This window comes from Tepidimonas taiwanensis, from assembly GCF_020162115.1.
Taxonomy (GTDB): domain Bacteria; phylum Pseudomonadota; class Gammaproteobacteria; order Burkholderiales; family Burkholderiaceae_C; genus Tepidimonas; species Tepidimonas taiwanensis.
In genome coordinates, this window is record NZ_CP083911.1 from 1534679 (window position 1) to 1556561 (window position 21883).

The following is a 21883-nucleotide window of genomic DNA, read 5'->3' on the forward strand; positions in this document are numbered from 1 at the left end:
CTGCCCCCACCGGGCCAATGGGCGACGATTCACGCAGACGCGCTCCGGTAAAATGCCCCGGATTGCCACTTTTGATACCACGAGGAGTATGGCATGAGCGCCGCTGGGTTCGATTTCGAAAAAGCCCGCTTCAACATGATCGAGCAGCAGATCCGCCCGTGGGAGGTGCTCGACGCCACGGTGCTGGCGCTGCTGGGTCAGGTCAAGCGCGAAGCCTTCGTGCCCGCTGCCTATCAGGCGTTGGCGTTGTCCGACCTGGAGATTCCGCTCACGCAGCCGCCGGTCGAGGGCGAGTGCATGCTAGCGCCGAAGGTCGAGGCGCGCATCCTGCAGGACCTCGCGCTCAAACCCACGGACAACGTGCTCGAGATCGGCGCGGGCTCCGGCTACATGGCGGCGCTGATGGGGCGGCTCGCGCGCCGCGTGCTGACGCTGGAGATCAACCCCGCGCTCGCTGACATGGCGCGCGCCAACCTGGCCCGCGCAGGCATCGACAACGTGCGGGTCAAGACGGCCGACGCCACCACGGCGCGCTTCGCCCCCTGCGCCGACGACGCGCCCTACGATGTGATCGTGCTCAGCGGCTCGGTGGCCGAGGTGCCCACGGACCTGCTGGAGCTGCTGCGCGTCGGCGGTCGGCTGTTTGCCGTCGTCGGCGACGAACCCATCATGCGCGCGACACTCATCGAGCGCACCGGCGAGGCCAGCTACCACAGCGTCGAGCCGTGGGACATCGTCATCCCGCGGCTGCGCCATTTCCCGCAGCCGTCCCCCTTCCGCTTCTGAGCGATCACGCGATGGTACCCCACATCCGCCCGGCGCAGTTGGCCGACTGGCTGCGCCAATGCCGCGCCGAACACCCGGACGCCGAACCGATCGTGCTCGACGTGCGCGAGCCGTGGGAAGTCCGCACCGCGAGCGTGCGCCCGGACGGCTTCGAGTTGCGCCACATCCCGATGGCCACCATCCCGATGCGGCTGGCCGAGCTGCCCGCGGACCGACCGATCGCCTGTCTGTGTCACCACGGGGGGCGCAGCGCCCAGGTCGCGCACTTCCTGCACCGCCAGGGGTATCCGGACGTGGTCAATATCGCCGGCGGCATCCATGCCTGGTCGGCCGAGGTCGATCCGTCGATCCCCCAGTACTGAGTCGGTGGCCCTGCACGTTCCGGCGACCCGTCATATACTCCCGACTGTATCGATCACGCGAGGGAACGTTCACCATGCTGTCACCCGTCTCGTCTTCTCTGGGCCATGCTTTGGGTCATCGTGTGAAGGGGGCGTGGCACCCGGTGTGGTTCGCCGCGCTGTTGTCGCTCGGTTCCGCCGGCGCCCAGGCGCAGAGCCTGCAGGCACTGCTGGAGGCCGCACAGGGGTATGACGCCGCGTACCTGGCCGCCAAGGCCCAGTTCGAGGCCAACCGCGCCAAGGCCGAGCAGGCCCGCTCGCGCGTGCTGCCCACCGTCGGGCTGTCGGCCGAAGCGTTCGTGAATCGCCGCGACAGCTCCGCGCCCGGTGGCGCGCTGGACGACACGTTCAACAATCAGACGTTCAAACTCGGCGCGTCGCACCCGCTGTACCGACCCGGCAACCGACTGGAAGTCGAGCAGGCCGAGCGCTCGCTCGCGGCGGCCGAGGCGCAGCTGCAGGCGGCCGAGCAGGACCTGATCGTGCGCGTGTCGCAGGCGTACTTCGACGTGCTGGGCGCGGAGGACACGCTGACCTTCGTGCGCGCGCAAAAAGCCGCGGTCAGCGAGCAGCTCGCCGCCGCCCAGCGCAACTTCGAGGTCGGCACCGCCACGATCACCGACACGCGCGAGGCGCAGGCGCGTTTCGACCTCGTCGTCGCGCAGGAAATCGCCGCCGAAAACGACCTGCGCGTGAAGAAGCTGGCGCTGGACCAACTGGTGGGCAAGACCGGCACCGAGCCGTGGCGGCTGCCCGCCCCCGTTACCCTGCCGGCGCCGACCCCGGATGACGTCGACGCTTGGGTCCGCCGTGCGACCGCCGAGCACCCGAGTGTGCGCGCGGCGCAGGCAGCGCTGGACATCGCCCGGCTCGAAGTGCGCAAAGCGGAAGCCGCCAAGGGGCCGACGCTCGATGCCGTGGCGCAGTACCAATGGGCTCGCGCCCCGTCGTCGGTCGCCGCCATGCCCGGCTACCTGCGCAACCAGACGGCCAGCATCGGCGTGCAGTTCAACCTGCCGCTCTACACCGGCGGGGCGCTGGACAACCGCGTCAAGGAAACCGTCGCGCTGGAAGACAAGGCGCGCAACGACGTCGAAGGCGCGCTGCGCGCCGTGAGCCAGGCCACGCGCGCCGCTTTTTTTGGTGTGCGCTCGGGGCTGGGCCAGGTGCGCGCGCTGGAAGCCGCGGAAGCGTCGAGCCAGAGCGCCCTGGAGGCCAACCAGCTCGGCTACCAGGTCGGCGTGCGCATCAATATCGACGTGCTCAACGCGCAGAGCCAGCTCTACCAGACCAAGGCCCAGCTCGCCAAGGCCCGCTACGACGTGCTGGTGGGCGGACTGCGCCTGCGTCAGGCCGCCGGCGTGCTGAAGGCCGAGGACATCCAGCCGATCAACGCGCTGTTGCAGCCGCGCTGACGTCCCACCAGCGCAGCACCGCGTCGGCGCAGCGCTGGGCCGCGCCGGCGTGTTCGGCCAGCAGCGACTGGCACCCCGCGCGCGCCGCGGCCAACGCATCCGGCGCCGACAGCCACGCCAGCGCCTGCCCGATGGCGGCCGCCATGTCGGGCGCGCGCACCGCGGCGCCGTGCGCTTGCGCGGCCTGCGCCGCGTGCGCGAAGTTGAACGTGTGCGGGCCCATCACGACCGGGCACTCGCACGCCGCCGCTTCGATCAGGTTTTGCCCCCCGAGCGGTGCGAAACTGCCACCCAGCAACGCCACATCGGCCAGCGCGTAGTACCACGGCATCTCGCCGAGCGTGTCGCCGAGCAGCACGTCGGCGTCCAGCGCCGGCGCGGGCCAGACCGGCTCCGCGTCGAGCGCCCCCAGGGCGCTGCGACGCACCACACGCCAGCCGGCCGCGCGCAGCTGTTCCGCCACCGCGTCGAAGCGCTGCGGGTGGCGCGGCACCACCAGCCACAGCGGGCGTCCTCCGGGGACGGCCGCACCCGAATCGTCCGGCCCGCCCGGCGCCTCCGAAGGGGAAGCGCACACGTCTGACCAAGCGGCGGACCATGCGGCCTCCTCCCCCTCGCGGCTGCTGGCCAGCATCAGCACCGGCCGCCCCATGGGGGCATCGGGCGTCGCCGTCGCGCGCTGCCACGCCTGCCGCCACGCCCGCCCGGCGGACCAAGGTTGCGGGTGCCACGGCACGTCGAACTTGACATTGCCGATCACCGCCCCGGCCGGCGGATCGACCGGCGCCCCGAGGTCGCGCAGCCGTTCGGCGTCGGCCACGGTCTGCGCCAGCACCCCGGACAAGCCCGCGTAGGCGGGGCGCGACAGCCAGCGCAGCCGCTGCGCCCGCCGCCACGACCGTTCGTTGAGCCGCGCGTTGGCGAGCAGCAGCGGCACCCCCGCCGCCCGGCAGCCGGCGACCAGCCCCGGCCACACCTCGGTCTCCATCAGCACCCCCAGCCGCGGGCGGAAATGCGCCAGAAACCGTCGCACCGGCCCCGGCGCGTCCCACGGCAGCCACACTTGCACGTCCCCGGGCCGCAGGTGGCGCGCCCCTTCGGCGCGGCCGGTGGCGGTGCCGTGCGTCCAGAGCACGCGGATGTCCGGCCGCGCCGCGCGCAGCGGGGCGAGCCACAGCGCCGCCGCGCGCGTCTCGCCCAGCGAGACCGCGTGCACCCACAGCCACCCCGACGACGGCGCACTGTCGTAACGGCCGAACCGCTCCTCGATGGCCTCCCGGTACCCCGGCTCGGCCACGCCACGCCGCGCGAGCTTGCGCCGCAGCAGCGGCTGCAGCGCGGTCATCGCGGCCCCATACACACCGAGCGCGAGCCGCTCGGCCCACCCCCGCGTCAATGGCTCAGTCGCCACGGAACAACCGCTCGTACACGGCCCCGATGCCAGCGGCCTCGCGCTCCAGCGAGAAATGCTCGACCACGCGCGCACGCGCCGCCTCGCCCATGCGCACCGCCGCGACCGGGTCGGCCAGCACCACGCGCACCGCCTGTGCCAGCCCCACCGCGTCGCCGGTGTCGACCAGCGCGCCGTTGACACCGGGCTGCACCAGCTCCTCGAACGCGCCGGTGCGCGAGCAGATCACCGCGCAGCCGGTGGCCGCCGCCTCGAACGGCGTCAGGCCAAACGGCTCATAGCGCGGGCACGCCACACACACCAGGCAGCGCTGGTACCAGCGGTGCACCTCCGCGGCCGGGATCTCGCCGAGGAAGCGGATGCGCTCGTGCAGGCCCGCCGCGTCGATACGCGCCTGCAGCTCGCGCTGATACGCCTGGTGCTGCGGCTGCGCCAGGCCCGCGATCACCGCCGTCACCTCCGGCAGGTGCGGCAGCGCCGCGATCATTGCGTCCACGAAAACGTCGGTGCCCTTGTCGGGCCGCACGCGCCCGAACACACCGATCCCGTAGCGCCCGGGCAGCCCGCTGTCGGCCCACGCGGCAAGCTTGTCCGGCGGCGGACTGAAGCGCGCGAGGTCGATACCGTGCGGCACCACCGCGGTGGTGTTGGGCACGAAGCTCGCCGCCTTCGGTGTCGTCGCGATCACCGCGTCCATGCGGCTGATCAGCCAGCGCGGGAACCAGCCGTGGCGGTGCTGCGCGGCCGAGGTGAACACCAGCCGGATCGGCAAGCGCAAGACGTCGCGTGCCCACAGGCCCGCAGCCATCTCATGGTCGCGCCGCACGTGCCAGATCCGAAACGGTCGCCCCGCCGGCGGCCGGCGCGACAACGCGATCGCCTCGCGCAGCGTCATGCCCGGCATGCCATGTGGCAGCGGCGTGCCGCAATACGCCAGCCGCCACTGCCGGGCCTGCAGCGGCACGAGCGCATTGACCGTCGCCGACACCCCGGTGTAGCGGCGCTTGAGGTTGAAGACGATGACCTCCGGATCGGGGTCGGGGGTCAGCACGGTGGCGTTCACGGGGGATTCAGGGGTCACGGGCTTTGCCGATGCGCCGTCAGTGCGCGGCATCGCCGACGACCGCGTCGGGCTTGACGCGGCGCAGCAGGGTCAGCATCGCCGCCTGGATGCGCTGCAGCGCCTCGGGCGTCTGCCCCTCGAAGCGCAGCACCAGCACCGGCGTGGTGTTGGACGCGCGGATCAGCCCGAAACCATCGGGCCAGTCGACGCGCAGGCCATCCACCGTGCACACCTGCGCCGGCGCATCGAAGTGCGCGATGCGCTGCAACTCGGCCACGACGCGGTGCGGCTCGCCCTCGGCGCAGGCGACGTTGAGCTCGGGCGTGGCGTGGCTGGTCGGTAACGCGTCGAGCACCGCGCCGGGGTCGGCATGGCGGCTGAGGATTTCCAGCAACCGCGCGCCGGCGTAGCTGCCGTCGTCGAACCCGTACCAGCGCTCCTGAAAAAAGATGTGCCCGCTCATCTCGCCGCCGAGCGGGGCCCCCACCTCGCGCATCTTGGCTTTGATGAGCGAATGGCCCGTGCGGTGCATCAGCGGCACGCCCCCGGCCGCGCGGATCGCCTGCGGCAAGCGCTGGCTGCACTTGACGTCAAAGACGATGGTGCCGCCGGGCACGCGGGTGAGCACGTCGGCCGCGAACAGCATCATCTGCCGATCCGGAAAGATATTCTGACCACTGGGCGTCACCACCCCGAGGCGGTCGCCGTCGCCGTCGAAGGCAAAGCCCAGGTCGGCGCCGGTCCGCCGCAGCGCGTCGATGAGGTCGCACAGGTTCTCCGGCTTGGACGGGTCGGGATGGTGGTTCGGAAACTCACCGTCCACCTCGCCATAGAGCACCGTCACCTCACACCCCAGCGCCCGGAACAGATCCGGTGCGCTGGCCCCGGTGACACCGTTGCCGCAGTCGATGACGAGCTTGAGCGGCCGCGCCAGCCGCACGTCGCCGACGATGCGCGCGATGTACTCGGGCTGGATGTCGATCGACCGCACCGTGCCGCGCACCGCCACGGGGGCCGCACCCGCCTCCATCGCCGCGCGTAGCGCCTGGATCTCGTCGCCGTAGATGGCCTGTCCGCCCAGCACCATCTTGAAGCCGTTGTGGTGCTTGGGGTTGTGGCTGCCAGTGACCTGGATGCCGCTGCGGCAGTGCGTCGCCGCGGCGTAATAGAGCATCGGCGTCGTGACCATGCCGATGTCGAGGACGTCGACGCCCGCATCCGCCAACCCGTCGATCAGCACGGCAGCCAGCGCCGGGCTGCTCAGACGCCCGTCACGGCCCACGGCCACCACCGTTTCCCCTGCCGCCAGCGCCCGCGCCCCGAAGGCCCGCCCGAGCGCACGGGCAAACGCCTCGTCGATCACATCCGGGACCACGCCGCGGATGTCGTAGGCCTTGAACGCGTGCGCGGGGAATGGGCGGTGGAGGGTCTCGGTCATCGTCGGGAGGTCGGCTGTGTGACAGTGCGCCGATTGTAGAGGGGCTATCATGCGGCCTCGTTGGCGCCGGCCCTCCCCCGTCGCCCACGGCCAGTGCCCCGCCCGCTTGGGGACGACCCGCGGCGCCAGGGGCACCCGTTCACCGCCGGCGCGCGCGGCGCGGGGGTACCGAACCGCCCATGTGTCGCCGCTGGCCCGCCCATCCGCTCCCGCCCCCCGAACGCATGTCGCCGAAGCTCGCTGCTGAATTCGTGTTGTTGGCCGCCCTGTGGGGCGCGTCGTTCCTGTTCATGCGCCAGGCGGCGGTGGCGTTCGGGCCGCTGGCCACGGCGGGGCTGCGCGTTGCGGTCGCGAGCGTCGTCCTGCTGCCGATACTGATCGCCAGCGGGCACTGGCGGGCGCTGCGCGACCACGCGGGCCGCATCCTCTTCGTCGGGCTGCTCAACGCCGGCATTCCGTTCGGCCTGTTCGCGTACGCGGTGCTGTCGATCAGCACCGGGCTGACCGCGATCCTCAACGCCACCGTGCCGCTGTTCGGCGCACTGGTCGCGTGGGCGTGGCTGGGCGAGCGCCCGGGGCGCTGGCGCGCGCTGGGGCTGGCGCTCGGCTTTCTCGGGGTCGTGCTGCTGTCGTGGAACAAGGCGAGCTTCACCCCCGGGGGCACCGGCTGGGCCGTGCTCGCGTGCCTCGCCGCCACGACGCTGTACGCGATCGCCGCCAGCTATACGAAGCGTTACCTGATGGGCATCCCGCCGATGGCCACCGCGACCGGCAGCCAGTTCGGGGCGACGCTGGGGCTGCTGCTGCCGACGTGGTGGAGCTGGCCCGCCCAGCCGGCCCCGTGGTCGGCCTGGGCGGCCGTGATCGCCGCCGGCGTGCTGTGCACGGCATTGGCGTACCTGCTGTACTTTCGCCTGATCGAGGCGGCCGGCCCCGCCAAGACCCTGACGGTCACGTTTCTGATCCCGGTGTTCGCGATCGCGTACGGCGCGCTGCTGCTGGGCGAGGCGATCACGCCGTGGATGGTGGGGTGCGGGGCGGTGATTCTGGTGGGGGTGGCGCTCGCCACCGGTGTCATCGATCCGGCTCGCCTGCGGCTTCGCTATCGCCCTGCAACGCGGCCTTGAGCTTGGGGCTGGCGTGGAAGGTCACGACGCGCCGCGCCTCGATCGGCACCAGCTCCCCGGTGCGCGGGTTGCGCCCCGGCCGGGGGGACTTGTCGCGTACCTGAAACTGGCCGAAGCCCGCGATGCGCACCTCCTCGCCCGCGATCAGGCGCTCCGCGATCAGCTCGAAAAACGCGTCGACGATGTCCTTGGATTCGCGCTTGGCGAAGCCGATGCGCTCGTACAGCCGCTCGGCCAGCTCGGCCTTCGTCAGGGTGCCCGCCGCGTCGGCGGTGCCGGTGTCCGTGGGGGGTTTGCGCGTGGCCATGGCGCAATCGTAGCAGGGGCGCCCGCCGCGGCGGGCGCCCCCGGCGTCACGTGCGCAACCGTGCGCCGAGCCTCCGCTGCAGCGACGCCAGCACCGCCTGTACGACGGCGTCGATCTCCGCGTCGGTCAGCGTCGCATCGTCGCGCTCCAGCGTCAGGCGCACCGCCAGGCTCTTTTCACCGTCGGCGAGGCCCGCCGCGCCACCGGCCTTCGGGCGGTAGACGTCGAACAGCACCGCGTCGCGCAACCACGGCTGGTCGACTGCCGTGATCGCGGCCATCAGCTGCGCGTGCGTGACCGCTTCGGCGACCACGACGGCGATATCGCGCTGCACCGGCTGGTGGCGTCCCACCGGCTGCGCCTGCAGCACCGGGCGAGCGAGCACCGCGTCCAGATCCAGCTCGAACAGCACCGGCGCGTGCGTCCAGCCCTCCGCCTGCCGCCAGCGCGGGTGCAGCTCGCCGATGACGCCGATCGGCTTGCCATCGAGCAGCACGCGCGCGCAGCGCCCCGGGTGCAGCGCCGGGTGTTGCGCGGGCTCGAAGGTGGCGCGGCGCGGGGCGAGCAGCGCCTCCACGTCCCCCTTGACGTCGTAGAAGTCCACCGGGCGCGCGGGCACGCCCCACTGCAGCATGGCCTCGTCGCCCCACGCCAGCCCCGCGACGCGCCGCGGCTGCTCGATGCCGGCCACGGTCGTATCGCTGTCCGGCACCGACGGATCGCGCCGGAACACGCGGCCGATTTCGAACAGCCGCGCGCGCGGCACGCGCCGGTCGGTGTTGTATTTCAGCGCCGCGAGCAGGCTGCCGATCAGGCTGGAGCGCATCACGCTCAGGTGGCTCGCGATCGGGTTGAGCAGCCTAATCGGGTCGGCGTTGCCCGCGTAGTCGCGCTCCCAGCGCTCCTCGACGAAGCTGAAATTGATGGTTTCCTGGTAGCCCAGTTGCGCCAGCTGCCGCCGCAGCGCGTGGGGGGAGCGTTGCGCCTCCGGCCGCACGCGCGGCACCACCGGGGCCAGCGGCGGCGCATCGGGCAGGCGGTCGTAGCCGATGACGCGCGCCACCTCTTCGATCAGGTCTTCCTCGATCTGCAGGTCGAAGCGGTACGGCGGCGGCGTGACCGTCAGCGTGCCGTCGCCCTCGGTCACCGCCAGGCCCAGGCGGCGCAGCGGCTCGGCGCACTGCGCCTGCGTCAGCGGCATGCCGATCACGCGCGCGGCGCGCTCGACGCGCAGCGTCACCGGCTGCGGCTGCGGCACGTTGACGATGTGGTCATCCACCGGGCCGGCCTCGCCACCGCAAATCTCGAGGATCAGCTGCGTGATGCGCTCGACGTGCTCGCGCGTCGTGCTGGGGTCGACCCCGCGCTCGAAGCGGTGGCCCGCGTCGGTGCTGAAATTGAAGCGCCGCGAACGGCCCGCGATCGCGCGCGGCCACCAGAAAGCCGCCTCGACGTAGACGTTGCGCGTTTCGTCCGACACCGCGGTCGCCTCGCCGCCCATGATGCCCGCGAGCGACTCCACGCCCTGCGCATCGGTGATCACACCCACGGTCTCGTCCAGCGTCACCGTCTGGCCGTTGAGCAGCTTGAGCGTCTCGCCCGCGCGCGCCCAACGCACCTGCAGCCCGCCGTGGATCTTGTCGAGGTCGAAGATGTGCGACGGCCGCCCCAGCTCGAACATCACGTAGTTGGAGATATCGACCAGCGCCGAGATGCTGCGCTGCCCGCAGCGCGCCAGGCGCTGCACCATCCAGTCCGGCGTCTTGGCCGTCGGGTCGATGCCGCGGATGACGCGGCCGGTAAAGCGCCCGCACAGGTCCGGGGCGTCGATGCGCACCGGCAGCACGTCCGCGATGCGCGGCGCAACCGGGGTGATGGTGGGCGTGACGAGCGGCGCGCCGGTGAGCGCCGCCACCTCGCGCGCCACCCCGTACACGCTCAGGCAGTGCGCGAGGTTGGGCGTGAGCTTGAGCGTGAACAGCCGATCGTCCAGCGCCAGCACCTCGCGGAGGTCACGCCCGATGGGCGCGTTACCCGGCAGCTCCAGCAGGCCACCGTGGTCGTCGGACAGGCGCAGCTCGCGCGCCGAGCACAGCATGCCGTGGCTCTCGACGCCGCGCAGCTTGCCGACGCGGATCTCGAACGGCTTGCCATCGTCACCGGGCGGCAGCACCGCGCCCACCAGCGCACACGGCACGCGAATGCCCGCGCGCGCATTGGGCGCGCCGCAGACGATCTGCAGCGGCTCGCCCTGCCCCACATCCACGCGGCACACGCGCAGCCGGTCGGCGTTGGGGTGCTGTTCGGCGCTGAGGATCTCCCCCACCACCACCCGGTGGAACGGTGGCGCCACCGGGGCCACCTCCTCCACCTCCAGCCCCGCCATCGTCAGCAGGTCGGCGAGCTGCTGGCTGTCCAGCGCGGGGTTGCAAAACGTTCGCAGCCAGGATTCGGGAAATTGCATCGCGGGCTCTTTCTTTCCACCTCAACGGAACTGCGACAGGAAGCGCAGATCGCCATCGAAAAACAGGCGCAGGTCGTTGACACCATAGCGCAGCATGGTCAGCCGGTCCGGCCCCATGCCGAACGCAAAGCCGATGTAGTGCTCCGGGTCCAGCCCCATGCTGCGCACGACATTCGGGTGCACCTGGCCGGAGCCGGCCACCTCCAGCCAGCGCCCGGCCAGCGGCCCGCTGGCAAACTGGATGTCGATCTCGGCGCTGGGCTCGGTAAACGGGAAAAAGCTCGGGCGAAAGCGCAGCGCCAGGTCGTCGCGCTCGAAGAACGCGCGGCAAAACGCCGTGAAGACGACCTTGAGGTCCTTGAAGCTGACGTTGCGGCCGATCCACAGCCCCTCGCACTGGTGGAACATCGGCGAGTGCGTCGCATCGCTGTCGACCCGGTAGGTGCGGCCCGGCGCGATCACGCGGATTTCCGGCATCTCGCCGGCAAACAACCCCTCCCCGCCGACACCGGCCGCGGCGCGCGCGCGCTTGACGTGCTGCACCGCGTGGCGGATCTGCATCGGGCTCGTGTGCGTGCGCAGCAGGTACGGCGCATCGGCGCTGCCACCCTCGACGTAGAACGTGTCGTGCATCGAGCGCGCCGGGTGGTCCGCCGGGGTGTTGAGCGCGGTGAAGTTGAACCAGTCCGACTCGATCTCGGGGCCGTCGGCGACCTCGAAGCCCATCGAACCGAAGATCGCTTCGATGCGCTCCATCGTCAGGCTCACCGGGTGCAGGCCGCCGACGCCGCGCTGACGCCCGGGCAGCGTCACGTCCAGCGCCTCGGCCTGCAGCTGGCGCTGCAGCTCCGCCTCGGCGAGTTCGGCGCGGCGCGCCTGCAGCGCGGCCTCGATCGCCTGCTTGGCCTGGTTGATGGCCGCGCCGGCGGTCTTCTTGTCCTCGGGGGACAGCGCCGCCAGCGCCTTGAGCCGCTCGGTGATCGCGCCGCTCTTGCCCAGAAAGCGCGCCTTGGCGTTTTCCAGCTCCTGCGGGGTGTGGGCCTGCGCGAACTGCTCGCGCGCCGATTGCACCAGGGATTCGAGGTCGTTCATGCGGGGATCCGTTGCGGCGCGAAGCGCCCTGAAGACGACAAACGGGCCAGCGCGCGAGGCGACTGGCCCGTTGGGGACGGACACGGCCGCCCGGCGAGCGGGCGGCGCGTTGGCGTCAGGCGGCCGTCGCAGCGCCGGCGCCCTGCAGCTGGGCCTTGACGCGCTCGACGATGGCGCCGAAGGCGGCCTTGTCGTTCACGGCCAGATCGGCCAGCACCTTGCGGTCGATCTCGATGGCCGCTTTGCGCAGGCCGTTGGCAAACTGGCTGTAGGTCAGGCCCAGCTCGCGCGCCGCCGCGTTGATACGAGCGATCCAGAGCTGGCGGAAGACGCGCTTGCGGGCACGGCGGTCACGGTAGGCGTATTGCTGCGCCTTCATCACCGCCTGCTTGGCGACGCGGAAGACGTTCTTGCGGCGGCCGCGGAAGCCCTTGGCCAGGGCGAGGACTTTCTTGTGACGGGCGCGCGCGGTGACACCACGTTTGACGCGAGGCATGGTCGACTCCTTGGTTCGTTACGGGGCAGTGCCGCCCATCACAGGCCGGCAAACGGCATCATCTGCGCGATGTGGCCCAAATCCCGCTCGTGGACGTTGGCCGGGCCGCGCAACTGGCGCTTATTCTTGGTCGTCTTCTTGGTCAGGATGTGGCGCTTGAACGCCTGACCGCGCTTGACGGTGCCACCGGGACGAACGCGAAACCGCTTTTTCGCGCTGCTCTTGGTTTTCATCTTGGGCATGATGAAGGCTTCCTTTTGTTGTGCGTTGTGCTCGTGAGGCGCCCCGGCATCGCCGCCGGGGGCTTGCAGGCCCCGAGCCACTTGTAGGGAAAGCGACGACCGGCTCGCGCCAGCCGCCCCCACCCGTTCACGGGCACCGGCGCACGCCCCAGCCAACCGACCAAGACGCGCCCGTACCGCGCGAAGCTTTGGATTATATCCCGTTTGACCCGAACGGTCGGGTCAGCCTGCCGGGTCGCCCCGGGAACGCGGGGCGCCCGCCCACCGCGCAGCACACGTGCGGAAGAGACGGCGGGTTGGCGGGCGATGGATTGCACCGCGCAGCACACGCGTGGCAGGAACGGCGCGTCAACCCCGCGGCATCCCCACAACCCACCGCCCGTCAGGACGCCGCCGCGGGCGCCGCCGGTTCGGCCTTGGCAGAGCCACCCTTTTTGCGCGACGGGGCGATCATCATGATCATCTGCCGCCCCTCGAGCTTCGGGAACTGCTCCACGACGATGCTATCGCCCAAGTCGGTGCGGATGCGCTCCAGCAACGCGAGGCCGAGCTCCTGGTGCGTGATCTCGCGCCCGCGGAAGCGCAGCGTCACCTTGCACTTGTCGCCGTCTTCCAGGAAGCGGCGGATGTTGCGCATCTTGACCTGGTAGTCGCCCTCGTCGGTGCCGGGGCGGAACTTGACTTCCTTGACCTCGATGACCTTTTGTTTCGCCTTCGCTTCGGCCGCCTTTTTCTGCTCGGCGTACTTGAACTTGCCGTAGTCGATCAGACGGCACACCGGCGGATTGGCCATCGGCGCGATCTCGACCAGATCGACGTCGAGTTCCCCGGCCATGCGCAGCGCCTCCTGCAGCGGGACGACGCCGATCTGCTGGCCGTCCGGTCCGGTCAGCCGCACCTCGGGTGCGGTGATCTCGCGGTTGAGCCGGTGTTGCCGCTCCTCGCGCTGGCGGCGGTCACGGAAGTTGCTGGGTCTTGCGGTAGCGATGGTGTATTTCCTTTGTCAATGCCTGGACGCGATGTCCGAACGCAGGCGCTGCACGAAGTCCGCCAGCGGCATCACGCCGAGATCCTGGTTGCCGCGCGCGCGCACGGCCACCGTCCCGGCCGCCTTCTCCTTGTCGCCGACGACGAGGAGGTACGGCACTTTCTGCATCGCCTGTTGGCGAATTTTATAGGTGATCTTGTCTTTGCCAAGATCGAGCGTGACCCTAAACCCTTGATCCTGCAGCGCCTTGGCAATTTCGCCACAGTAGTCGGCCTGCGCGTCGGTGATGTTGAGCACCGCGACCTGCACCGGCGACAGCCAAACCGGCAGCGCGCCGGCGTGCTGCTCGATCAGGATGCCGATGAAGCGCTCGAGGCTGCCGACGATGGCGCGGTGCAGGATGACCGGGCGCTGGCGGCTGCCGTCCTCGGCCACGTACTCGGCGTCGAGCCGCTCGGCCAGGTTGAAGTCGACCTGGATCGTGCCGCACTGCCATTCGCGGCCGATGGCGTCTTTCAGCGTGTACTCGATCTTCGGGCCATAGAAGGCGCCATCGCCCTCGGAAATCACGAAGTCACACCCCGCGTCGCGCAGGCTCTGCATCAGCGCCGCTTCGGCCTTGTCCCACAGCGCGTCCGAGCCGATGCGCGCCGGCGGCCGCGTCGAGACCTTGTAGAGGATCTCGGTAAAGCCGAAGTCCGCATACACCTTCTTCAGCAGCTTGGTGAAGGCATCGCACTCGGCCAGGATCTGGTCCTCGGTGCAGAAGATGTGGCCGTCGTCCTGCGTGAAGCCGCGCACGCGCATGATGCCGTGCAGGCCGCCCGAAGGCTCATTGCGGTGGCACTGGCCGAACTCGCCATAGCGCAGCGGCAGGTCGCGGTAGCTCTTGACACCCTGCTTGAAGATCAGGATGTGGCCCGGGCAGTTCATCGGCTTGAGCGCGTAGTCGCGCTTCTCGCTTTCGGTGATGAACATGTTCTCCCGGTACTTGTCCCAGTGACCGGTCTTCTCCCACAGCGCCTTGTCGAGGATCTGCGGACCCTTGACCTCCAGGTAGCCGTTGTCGCGGTAGACCTGGCGCATGTACTGCTCGACCTGCTGCCACAGCGTCCAGCCCTTGGGGTGCCAAAACACCAGCCCCGGCGCGTGCTCGTCGAGGTGGAACAGGTCCAGCTCCCGGCCCAGCTTGCGGTGGTCGCGCCGCTCGGCCTCCTCCAGCATCGTCAGGTACTGCTGCAGCTCCTCCTTGCTCGCCCAGGCGGTGCCGTAGACGCGCTGCAGCATCTCGTTGCGGTGGTCGCCGCGCCAGTAGGCGCCCGCGACCTTCATCAACTTGAAATGCTTGAGCTTGCCGGTCGAGGGCACGTGCGGGCCGCGGCACAGGTCCTCGAAGTTGCCCTCGCGATAGAGGCTCACCTCCTCGCCCTCGGGGATGCTGGCAATGATTTCGGCCTTGTAGTGCTCGCCCAGTCCCCGGAAATAGGCCACCGCCTCCTCGCGCGGCAGCACGCGACGCACGACCGGCTCGTCCTTGGCGGCGAGCTCGGCCATCTTCTTCTCGATCGCCGCCAGGTCCTCCGGCGTGAACGGCCGCTTGTACGAAAAGTCGTAATAGAAGCCGTTGTCGATCACCGGGCCGATCGTCACCTGCGCGTCCGGGTACAGCTCCTTGACCGCGTAGGCCAGCAAGTGCGCGGTCGAGTGGCGGATGATCTCCAGCCCTTCCGGGTCTTTCGGCGTCACGATCCACACCCGGGCATCGCGCTCGACGCGGTGGCTCAAGTCGACCAGGCGCGGGGCGGCGTCCTCGGCGGTCTGCACCTTGCCGGCAACGGCGGCCTTGGCCAACCCGGGCCCGATCGCAGCAGCGATATCGGCCAGCGTCACCGGCGCATCGAACGTGCGCTGCGAACCGTCGGGGAGCGTGATCTGGATCATGGTGGAACGGGTCCTGCAAACGAAAAGCGCGGCACCGGGGCCGCGCTGGAAAGGTGGGTTTGACACGGGCAGGCGCGAACTGCCGGGGCCTCAACGGGCCCGGGGGGTCTCCTGGCAAGTTCGCGGTGTCATAACCGTCGCGTCCAACAGAAGGAATGAAAGGCTGAACCGGAAGCCGTGCGTTTCTGCACGGTGTAGCGGCACGGTCGGGTGCCGATTCATACTATTTTCGCACAGATCCACCCTGGCCCGCGGTGATCCGGTACGCGCAGCGGCCACGGCGGTGCGCTGGCCAGCCATGACCCGAGGCCCCACGCCCCCCTGGCGACGCGGCACAATCAGTCCCCACCTGTGTGACCCTTTTCACTGACACCATGCAGATCACGACCGAACAACTCTTCGACCACGCCCGCACGCACAACGGCTGGCAGCCGCGCCCGATCCCGGAAGCGACGCTGCGCCAGCTCTACGACCTGATGAAATGGGGACCGACGTCGGCCAACTGCTCGCCCGCGCGCATCCTGTTCGTACAGTCGCCCGAGGCGAAGGCCCGGCTGCTGCCCTGCCTGATGGAGGGCAACCGCGACAAGACAGCGGCCGCGCCGGTGACCGCAATCATCGGCATGGACATGGCGTTCTACGAACACCTGCCGCGGCTGTTCCCGCACAACCCGGACGCGCGCAGCTGGTTCGCCGGCAAACCCGACGTCATCGAGACGACGGCGCTGCGCAACGCCAGCCTGCAGGGGGGCTACTTCATCCTGGCCGCGCGGGCGCTGGGCCTGGACTGCGGGCCGATGAGCGGGTTTGATGCCGCCGCGGTGGACGCCGCGTTCTGGGCCGGCACGACCGTGCGCACCAACTTCCTGTGCAACCTGGGCTACGGCGACCCGGCGGCGCTGCACCCGCGCGGGCCGCGCCTGCCGTTCGAGGAGGCGTGCCGCATCCTCTGATGCGTTCCACAACGGCCTGACCCGCCGCCCGACGGCGCGAAAACGGCAAAAGCCCGTGGGCTGCCTTCCAGCAGCCCACGGGCCTTCCATTCCACGGGTTCCAACCGACACCGGCCGCCACCCCCGGCGGGGCAGCGGCGCGGCGCGCCGGATCAGTGGAACTGCTCTTCTTCGGTCGAGCCGGCCAGCGCCTTGACGTTGGACGAACCGCCCTGGATCACGGTGGTCACGTCGTCGAAGTAGCCCGCGCCGACTTCCTGCTGGTGCGACACGAAGGTGTAGCCCAGCTCGCGCGCCTTGAACTCGGGCTCCTGCACCATGTTGACGTAGTGCTTCATGCCCTCGCCGCGCGCGTAGTGGTACGCGAACATGAAGGTGTTGTACCAGTTGATGTGGATGCCCGCCAGCGTGATGAACTGGTACTTGTAGCCCATCTCGGAGAGCTTGTCCTGGAACTCGGCGATGGTCTTGTCGTCGAGGTTCTTCTTCCAGTTGAAGCTGGGCGAGCAGTTATAGGCCAGCAGCTTGCCCGGGCACTTCTCGTGCACGGCCTGCGCGAACTCGCGCGCGAAGCCCAGGTCCGGGGTGCCGGTTTCGCACCACACCAGGTCGGCGTAGGGGGCATACGACACGCCGCGGCTGATCGCCTGCTCCAGGCCGTTCTTGACGCGGAAGAAGCCTTCTTGCGTGCGTTCGCCGGTCAGGAACGGACGATCCCGCTCGTCGTGGTCGCTGGTCAGCAGGTTGGCCGCTTCGGCGTCGGTGCGGGCCAGCACGATCGTGGGCACGCCCATCACGTCGGCCGCAAAGCGCGCGGCGATCAGCTTCTCGATCGCCTCCTGCGTCGGCACCAGCACCTTGCCGCCCATGTGGCCGCACTTCTTGACCGCGGCGAGCTGGTCTTCGAAGTGCACGCCCGCCGCGCCGGCGGCGATCATGTTCTTCATCAGCTCGAACGCGTTGAGCACGCCGCCGAAGCCCGCCTCCGCGTCGGCCACGATGGGCAGGAAGTAGTCGATGTAGCCCGCATCACCGGGGCCGATGCCGCGCGACCACTGGATTTCGTCCGCGCGCTTGAAAGTGTTGTTGATGCGGCGCACCATCGTCGGCACCGAGTCGTAGGCATAGAGCGACTGGTCCGGGTACATCGTCTCGGAGGTGTTGGCGTCGGCCGCGACCTGCCAGCCCGACAGGTACACCGCTTCCAGCCCCGCCTTGGCCTGCTGCATCGCCTGGCCGGCCGTCACCGCGCCGAAGGCGTTGACGTAGCCCTTTTTGGCCTCGCCGTTGATCAGGCGCCAGAGCTTTTCGGCGCCGCGCTTGGCCAGCGTGTGCTCGATCTGCACCGAGCCGCGCAGGCGCACCACGTCGGCGGCACTGTAGCCGCGCTTGATGCCCTTCCAGCGCGGGTTTTCGGCCCACTCTTTTTCCAGGGCCGCGATCTGTTGTTCGCGGGTCAGTTGTTGCGTCATGTCGATACTCCTGTGGAGGATGGGAAAACCGCCCCGATGTCCCGGTTGCGCCGTGCACGATCGGCGCCCGTCATCGTCCCCTCCAGTATAAGTCTTCTATAAGACATAACACCAGTCTTGTGTCTTATAGAAGACTTTTGCGACGCAGGAGAAATCAAACATTTACAACAACCATCCCGTATCGCGGAATGCTTTTTTTGGGATGCAAAAAGCGTGGCCGCGCGACCGAGCGCGGCGTTTTACGATCGCGAAGCCGCTTTCCGCATAGCGGAATCACGATCAACGCGCACCGTCCGAGGGCACGCGCTGCTGCAACTCCCACCGGGCCGACAGGCGCCCGGCAAAAATGACGTTCAGGTGCGCGCCGTCCGCGGCGGTCTGCAGGCGCACGCCGGGCTGCGGCGCCGGCTCCACCGCCGTCACGCCCAGCAGGCCCGGCGGCCAGCTCACGCGCAGCTGCGCCTCCATCGGCAGGTAGCCGTCCAGGTAGCGCCGCATCAGCGGCCCCGCGTGCAGCCGCCAGCGGCCCTCGCCCAAAGGATCGAGGGCGCGCGAGCGCAGATCGATGCAGACCGTGCCGCCGCGCTGCACGCCCGCCAGCTCCACGCGGTGGCCGTCCACCCACGCGCGCTCCACCCCCTCCGCCCGCACGATATCGATCGAGCGCACGCGCTCGCGGTTAAACAGCACGACGATGCGCGCGTTGGGGTCCAGCCGCTGGTGGCAGGTGTGCACGCGCACCACGCCGTCGCGCAGGCTCTCCTCGTCGATGACGACGTGCGAGACATACCCGTAGCCCTCGGGGTCGGGGCGCTCGGGCAGCAGCCGCAGCTCGCCCTCGCGGGCCACGTCGTCCAGCTCCAGCGGGCGGGCATGGGCGCTCGAACCCGCCGCCAGCACCAGACCCGCCGCGGCGGTGGCGATCGTGCGTCGCAGGATGGCCAACATGGGGCGTCTCCTCATCGGTGTGGAACCGCCCTGAAACGGACCCCTCAGGACCGCTCACGGGCAGGCGTCTCCTGTTCGATGTGTGAACCCCATTGTGGGGCCGTCGCCGCACCGGTGGGCACGCCGCGCGTGTATGCCCCTGCGCGCGCCTCGGGATCGCGGCGTCAGGCCGCGCCGATGCCCGGCACCAGCGCCCCGGCCGGCTCACCGCGCTTGCAGGCCGCGGTGAAGGCCAGCATGCGCTCGATCGGCTGCCGCGCGCGCGGGATCAGCGCCGGGTCGACGTGGATTTCGTTGAGGCCGGTCTCCAGCACCTCCAGCACGCCGCGCAGGCTGTTCATCGCCATCCACGGGCAGTGCGCGCAGCTCTTGCAGGTGGCGCTGTTGCCGGCGGTGGGCGCCTCGATGAAGCGCTTGCCCGGGTTGAGCGTGCGCAGCTTGTGCAGCATGCCGTTGTCGGTGGCGACGATGAAGACCTCGGCATCCAGCTCCGCCGCGGCCTTCAGGATCTGCGACGTCGAGCCGACGACGTCGGCCTGCGCCACCACCTCGGCCGGGCTCTCCGGGTGCACCAGCACCTTCGCGCCCGGATGATCGCGGCGCAGCTGTTCCAGCTCGAACGCCTTGAACTCGTCGTGCACCACGCACGAGCCCCGCCACAGCACCATGTCGGCGCCGGTCTCGCGCTCGATATAGGCGCCCAGGTGCTTGTCCGGCGCCCACAGGATCTTGTGCCCCTGGTCGCGCAGCGCCCGCACGATGTCGAGCGCGCAGCTCGACGTCACCACCCAGTCGGCCTGCGCCTTGACCGCGGCGCTGGTGTTGGCGTACACGACGACCGTGCGGTCCGGGTGCTGGGCACGGAAGGCGGCAAAGTCGTCCGCGGGACAGCCGATGTCGAGCGAGCAGGTCGCGTCCAGGTCCGGCATCAGCACCGTCTTGTCGGGCGAGAGGATCTTGGCCGTCTCGCCCATGAAGCGCACGCCCGAGACGATCAGCGTGCGCGCCGGGTGGTCGCGGCCGAAGCGCGCCATCTCCAGCGAATCGCTGACGAGGCCGCCGGTCTCCTCGGCCAGATCCTGCAGGTCCGGGTGCACGTAGTAGTGCGACACCATGATCGCCCCGCGCTCGCGCAACAGGGTGCGGATGCGCGCCTTGAGCGCCTCGCGCTCGGACGGCGACGGCTCCTCGGGCACGCGCGCCCACGCGTGGCGGGTGGTGCACGCCGGCTGTTCGACGTCGACTTCGATGATGGATGCCATGTCGGGGTCCTTCCGCGTCCGCCTGTCCCCGGACGCCGATGCAAGTTCAGAGGGGTTGCAGCCGCATCGAGAGGTCGATGGCCTTGACGTCCTTGGTCAGGGCGCCGACCGAAATGCGGTCCACCCCCGTTTCGGCCAGCGCGCGCACGGTCTGCAGGTTGACGCCGCCGGAAATCTCCAGCACCGCCCCGCCACTGGGGTGCGCGTCGTTGAGGCGCACCGCCTCGCGCAGGGTCGCCAGGTCCATATTGTCAAGCAGGATCACGCGCGCGCCGCCATCCAGCGCCTCGCGCAGCTGCGCCAGCGTTTCGACCTCGATCTGCACGAACAGCGCCTGCGGCGCCATCTCGCGCACCCGCGCCAGCACCGCCGCGACGCCGCCCGCAGCGGCGATGTGGTTTTCCTTGATGAGCACCGCATCGTGCAGGCCCATGCGGTGGTTCAGTCCGCCGCCGACGCGCACCGCGTACTTCTGCGCCACGCGCAGCCCCGGCAGCGTCTTGCGCGTGTCGCAGATGCGTGCGCGGGTGCCGGCCACGGCCTCCACGTAGCGCGCGGTCTGCGTCGCCACCGCCGACAGCGTTTGCAAAAAATTGAGCGCCGTGCGCTCGGCCGACAGCAGCGCCCGCGCGCGTGCCTCGACCTCAAACACCACGCCGTCGGCCGCCACGCGCTGCCCGTCGGGGACGTGCCAGTGCCAGCGCGCGTCCGGGTCCAGCGCCTGCACCGCCGCGCGCACCCACGGCTCGCCGCACACCACCGCCGCCTCGCGCGCGATGACACGGGCGCGCATGCGCAGATCCGGATCCACCAACGCCGCCGTCAGATCGCCCGGACCCACGTCTTCAGCGAGCGCGCGCGCCACATCGGCTGCCGCCTGGGCGGCGATATCCGGCAGCGGCGGCTGCAGCGACAGGGGATCGGGGCACGAAGGAGAATGCATGGAGGATCGGGACAGCGGTATCGGTACGGCAAACGACAGACTGCCGCCCTCATCGCGGGGCACACCCAACGCACAGCGAGCCGGCGGGCAGCGAGCAACCCGGTGGACGGTGCGGTGCGCCAAACGGCAGGCGAGCGCGGCAAACGGTCACAAGCGTAAGCATAGCGACATCCGCCCGACCGGAGCGAGGCTGGGGCCAGGCACACGGGCCCGTTTCGTCTAGACTTGCGCCCCGAAAGGACGCCGCGCGATGACGAACGAGACCCCCCGCACCCCCTACGGCACCTTGCCGGCGGCCGCGCCCCTGCCCCCGCGCAAGCCCATCAGCCTGCCACGCCTGCAGGAAATGCGTGAGCGCGGCGAAAAGATCGCGATGCTCACCGCCTACGACGCGACGTTCGCCGCGGTGGCCGACGCCGCCGGCGTGGACTGCCTGCTGGTTGGCGATTCGCTGGGCATGGTGTGCCAGGGCCGCCCGAGCACGGTGGGCGTGACGCTGCAGGAGATGTGCTACCACACCGAAAGCGTCGTGCGCGGTGTGCGGCGCGTGCAGGGCACCGTGTGGGTGATCGGCGACCTGCCCTTCGGCAGCTACCAGGAATCGCGCGAGCAGGCCATCCGCAGCGCCACGGCGCTGATGCAGGCCGGGGCGCACATGGTCAAACTCGAAGGCGGCGGCTGGACGGTGGAGACGGTGCGCTTCCTCGTCGAGCGCGGCATTCCCGTCTGCGCACACCTCGGGCTGACGCCGCAGACCGTGCACGCGCTGGGTGGCTACCGCGTGCAGGGCCGCACCGACGCCGAGGCGCAGCAGCTGCGGCGCGACGCGCTGGCGTTGCAGGACGCGGGCGCCAGCATGCTGGTGCTCGAGATGGTGCCCGCGGCGCTGGCCGCCGAGATCACGCAACAGCTGCCCCGTTGCCACACGATCGGCATCGGCTCTGGCAACGGCACCGCGGGACAGGTACTGGTGATGCACGACATGCTCGGCATCCACCTCGGCAAGACGCCCAAGTTCGTGCGCAACTTCATGGAGGGCGCGGCCAGCGTGCGCGACGCGATGGCCGCCTATGTTGCGGCGGTCAAAGCCGGCACCTTCCCCGACAACACCCAACACGCCTGGTAACCCCCCGA

20 protein-coding genes are annotated in these 21883 nt (G+C 70.1%); 6 read left to right on the forward strand and 14 right to left on the reverse strand.

Features of this window, described 5'->3' with window-relative positions; all coding sequences use genetic code 11:
- Positions 1–93 precede the first annotated feature (93 nt).
- From LCC91_RS07075 to LCC91_RS07085, 3 genes are all read left to right on the forward strand, one after another.
- Complete coding sequence (locus LCC91_RS07075) at positions 94–786, forward strand: protein-L-isoaspartate O-methyltransferase family protein (protein WP_043700585.1); 693 nt, start codon at positions 94–96, stop codon at positions 784–786.
- Between the two features lie 11 nt (positions 787–797).
- Entirely contained in the window at positions 798–1148 is a 351-nt protein-coding gene (locus LCC91_RS07080) for a rhodanese-like domain-containing protein (RefSeq protein ID WP_043700583.1), read from the forward strand.
- 74 nt (positions 1149–1222) lie between these two features.
- Positions 1223–2602 carry a TolC family outer membrane protein gene (locus LCC91_RS07085; RefSeq protein ID WP_082007553.1) on the forward strand — a complete coding sequence of 460 codons (1380 nt, stop codon included), beginning with the start codon at positions 1223–1225 and terminating at the stop codon, positions 2600–2602.
- Here the strand turns inward: LCC91_RS07085 and LCC91_RS07090 are convergent.
- Genes LCC91_RS07090 through LCC91_RS07100 form a run of 3 tightly spaced genes read right to left on the reverse strand, consistent with a single transcriptional unit; the run spans position 2577 to position 6514 of the window.
- Positions 2577–3947 carry a 3-deoxy-D-manno-octulosonic acid transferase gene (locus LCC91_RS07090; protein WP_052231533.1) on the reverse strand — a complete coding sequence of 457 codons (1371 nt, stop codon included), beginning with the start codon at positions 3945–3947 and terminating at the stop codon, positions 2577–2579. The two genes, LCC91_RS07085 and LCC91_RS07090, sit on opposite strands and share 26 nt — an antisense overlap.
- Positions 3948–4002: 55 nt before the next feature.
- Entirely contained in the window at positions 4003–5076 is a 1074-nt protein-coding gene (locus LCC91_RS07095) for a glycosyltransferase family 4 protein (protein ID WP_224440880.1), read from the reverse strand.
- A 37-nt stretch (positions 5077–5113) separates the two neighbouring features.
- Positions 5114–6514, reverse strand: coding sequence for a phosphomannomutase/phosphoglucomutase (locus tag LCC91_RS07100; RefSeq protein WP_043700580.1), 1401 nt, complete (start codon positions 6512–6514; stop codon positions 5114–5116).
- 224 nt (positions 6515–6738) lie between these two features.
- On the opposite strand from LCC91_RS07100, the gene LCC91_RS07105 reads away from it, so the two are divergent.
- Positions 6739–7641: a DMT family transporter gene (locus tag LCC91_RS07105; RefSeq protein WP_043700578.1), complete on the forward strand. Its 903-nt coding sequence runs from the start codon at positions 6739–6741 to the stop codon at positions 7639–7641.
- On the opposite strand, the gene LCC91_RS07110 is transcribed toward LCC91_RS07105, so the two are convergent.
- The 7 genes from LCC91_RS07110 to thrS form a co-directional block, all read right to left on the reverse strand.
- Entirely contained in the window at positions 7589–7948 is a 360-nt protein-coding gene (locus tag LCC91_RS07110; RefSeq protein WP_043700576.1) for an integration host factor subunit alpha, read from the reverse strand. The two genes, LCC91_RS07105 and LCC91_RS07110, sit on opposite strands and share 53 nt — an antisense overlap.
- Before the next feature lie 46 nt (positions 7949–7994).
- Complete coding sequence (gene pheT / locus LCC91_RS07115) at positions 7995–10412, reverse strand: phenylalanine--tRNA ligase subunit beta (RefSeq protein ID WP_043700575.1); 2418 nt, start codon at positions 10410–10412, stop codon at positions 7995–7997.
- Between the two features lie 21 nt (positions 10413–10433).
- Positions 10434–11504, reverse strand: coding sequence for a phenylalanine--tRNA ligase subunit alpha (gene pheS / locus LCC91_RS07120; RefSeq protein ID WP_143897424.1), 1071 nt, complete (start codon positions 11502–11504; stop codon positions 10434–10436).
- Between the two features lie 115 nt (positions 11505–11619).
- On the reverse strand, positions 11620–12000 hold the full coding sequence (gene rplT, locus LCC91_RS07125) for a 50S ribosomal protein L20 (protein WP_043700571.1): 381 nt from the start codon (positions 11998–12000) through the stop codon (positions 11620–11622).
- A gap of 38 nt (positions 12001–12038) precedes the next feature.
- Positions 12039–12242 (reverse strand): 50S ribosomal protein L35, encoded by a 204-nt coding sequence (gene rpmI, locus LCC91_RS07130; protein ID WP_043700569.1) that lies wholly within the window; start codon positions 12240–12242, stop codon positions 12039–12041.
- Positions 12243–12624: 382 nt separating this feature from the next.
- Complete coding sequence (infC, locus tag LCC91_RS07135; protein ID WP_082007550.1) at positions 12625–13230, reverse strand: translation initiation factor IF-3; 606 nt, start codon at positions 13228–13230, stop codon at positions 12625–12627.
- Positions 13231–13245: 15 nt separating this feature from the next.
- Positions 13246–15171, reverse strand: coding sequence for a threonine--tRNA ligase (thrS, locus tag LCC91_RS07140; RefSeq protein WP_043700565.1), 1926 nt, complete (start codon positions 15169–15171; stop codon positions 13246–13248).
- 374 nt (positions 15172–15545) lie between these two features.
- Here thrS and LCC91_RS07145 point away from each other — a divergent pair, with 374 nt between their 5' ends.
- A complete protein-coding gene (locus tag LCC91_RS07145; RefSeq protein ID WP_043700563.1) occupies positions 15546–16124 on the forward strand; it encodes a malonic semialdehyde reductase in 579 nt (192 codons plus the stop codon).
- Between the two features lie 152 nt (positions 16125–16276).
- Here the strand turns inward: LCC91_RS07145 and aceA are convergent, their stop codons facing one another.
- The 4 genes from aceA to nadC all read right to left on the reverse strand — a co-directional run bounded on the left by aceA (position 16277) and on the right by nadC (position 20749).
- Positions 16277–17596: an isocitrate lyase gene (aceA, locus tag LCC91_RS07150; RefSeq protein ID WP_043700561.1), complete on the reverse strand. Its 1320-nt coding sequence runs from the start codon at positions 17594–17596 to the stop codon at positions 16277–16279.
- Positions 17597–17875: 279 nt separating this feature from the next.
- The gene (locus LCC91_RS07155; RefSeq protein WP_043700559.1) at positions 17876–18544 is read right to left on the reverse strand and encodes a hypothetical protein; all 669 of its coding nucleotides are present in this window, start codon (positions 18542–18544) and stop codon (positions 17876–17878) included.
- A 164-nt stretch (positions 18545–18708) separates the two neighbouring features.
- The gene (gene nadA / locus LCC91_RS07160) at positions 18709–19806 is read right to left on the reverse strand and encodes a quinolinate synthase NadA (protein ID WP_043700557.1); all 1098 of its coding nucleotides are present in this window, start codon (positions 19804–19806) and stop codon (positions 18709–18711) included.
- A gap of 46 nt (positions 19807–19852) precedes the next feature.
- Complete coding sequence (nadC, locus tag LCC91_RS07165; RefSeq protein WP_143897425.1) at positions 19853–20749, reverse strand: carboxylating nicotinate-nucleotide diphosphorylase; 897 nt, start codon at positions 20747–20749, stop codon at positions 19853–19855.
- Positions 20750–20999: 250 nt separating this feature from the next.
- Between nadC and panB the strand changes: the two genes are divergently transcribed.
- Complete coding sequence (gene panB, locus LCC91_RS07170; protein WP_043700555.1) at positions 21000–21875, forward strand: 3-methyl-2-oxobutanoate hydroxymethyltransferase; 876 nt, start codon at positions 21000–21002, stop codon at positions 21873–21875.
- The last annotated feature ends 8 nt before the right edge of the window (positions 21876–21883 follow it).

Excerpts from the sequence above, each read along its gene's own strand:
- LCC91_RS07075 (WP_043700585.1), top strand. The coding sequence starts at position 94 with ATGAGCGCCGCTGGGTTCGATTTCGAAAAAGCCCGCTTCAACATGATC.
- LCC91_RS07080 (WP_043700583.1), top strand. The coding sequence starts at position 798 with ATGGTACCCCACATCCGCCCGGCGCAGTTGGCCGACTGGCTGCGCCAA.
- LCC91_RS07085 (WP_082007553.1), top strand. The coding sequence starts at position 1,223 with ATGCTGTCACCCGTCTCGTCTTCTCTGGGCCATGCTTTGGGTCATCGT.
- LCC91_RS07090 (WP_052231533.1), bottom strand. The coding sequence starts at position 3,947 with ATGACCGCGCTGCAGCCGCTGCTGCGGCGCAAGCTCGCGCGGCGTGGC.
- LCC91_RS07100 (WP_043700580.1), bottom strand. The coding sequence starts at position 6,514 with ATGACCGAGACCCTCCACCGCCCATTCCCCGCGCACGCGTTCAAGGCC.
- LCC91_RS07105 (WP_043700578.1), top strand. The coding sequence starts at position 6,739 with ATGTCGCCGAAGCTCGCTGCTGAATTCGTGTTGTTGGCCGCCCTGTGG.
- LCC91_RS07110 (WP_043700576.1), bottom strand. The coding sequence starts at position 7,948 with ATGGCCACGCGCAAACCCCCCACGGACACCGGCACCGCCGACGCGGCG.
- pheT (WP_043700575.1), bottom strand. The coding sequence starts at position 10,412 with ATGCAATTTCCCGAATCCTGGCTGCGAACGTTTTGCAACCCCGCGCTG.
- pheS (WP_143897424.1), bottom strand. The coding sequence starts at position 11,504 with ATGAACGACCTCGAATCCCTGGTGCAATCGGCGCGCGAGCAGTTCGCG.
- rplT (WP_043700571.1), bottom strand. The coding sequence starts at position 12,000 with ATGCCTCGCGTCAAACGTGGTGTCACCGCGCGCGCCCGTCACAAGAAA.
- rpmI (WP_043700569.1), bottom strand. The coding sequence starts at position 12,242 with ATGCCCAAGATGAAAACCAAGAGCAGCGCGAAAAAGCGGTTTCGCGTT.
- thrS (WP_043700565.1), bottom strand. The coding sequence starts at position 15,171 with ATGATCCAGATCACGCTCCCCGACGGTTCGCAGCGCACGTTCGATGCG.
- LCC91_RS07145 (WP_043700563.1), top strand. The coding sequence starts at position 15,546 with ATGCAGATCACGACCGAACAACTCTTCGACCACGCCCGCACGCACAAC.
- aceA (WP_043700561.1), bottom strand. The coding sequence starts at position 17,596 with ATGACGCAACAACTGACCCGCGAACAACAGATCGCGGCCCTGGAAAAA.
- LCC91_RS07155 (WP_043700559.1), bottom strand. The coding sequence starts at position 18,544 with ATGTTGGCCATCCTGCGACGCACGATCGCCACCGCCGCGGCGGGTCTG.
- nadA (WP_043700557.1), bottom strand. The coding sequence starts at position 19,806 with ATGGCATCCATCATCGAAGTCGACGTCGAACAGCCGGCGTGCACCACC.
- nadC (WP_143897425.1), bottom strand. The coding sequence starts at position 20,749 with ATGCATTCTCCTTCGTGCCCCGATCCCCTGTCGCTGCAGCCGCCGCTG.
- panB (WP_043700555.1), top strand. The coding sequence starts at position 21,000 with ATGACGAACGAGACCCCCCGCACCCCCTACGGCACCTTGCCGGCGGCC.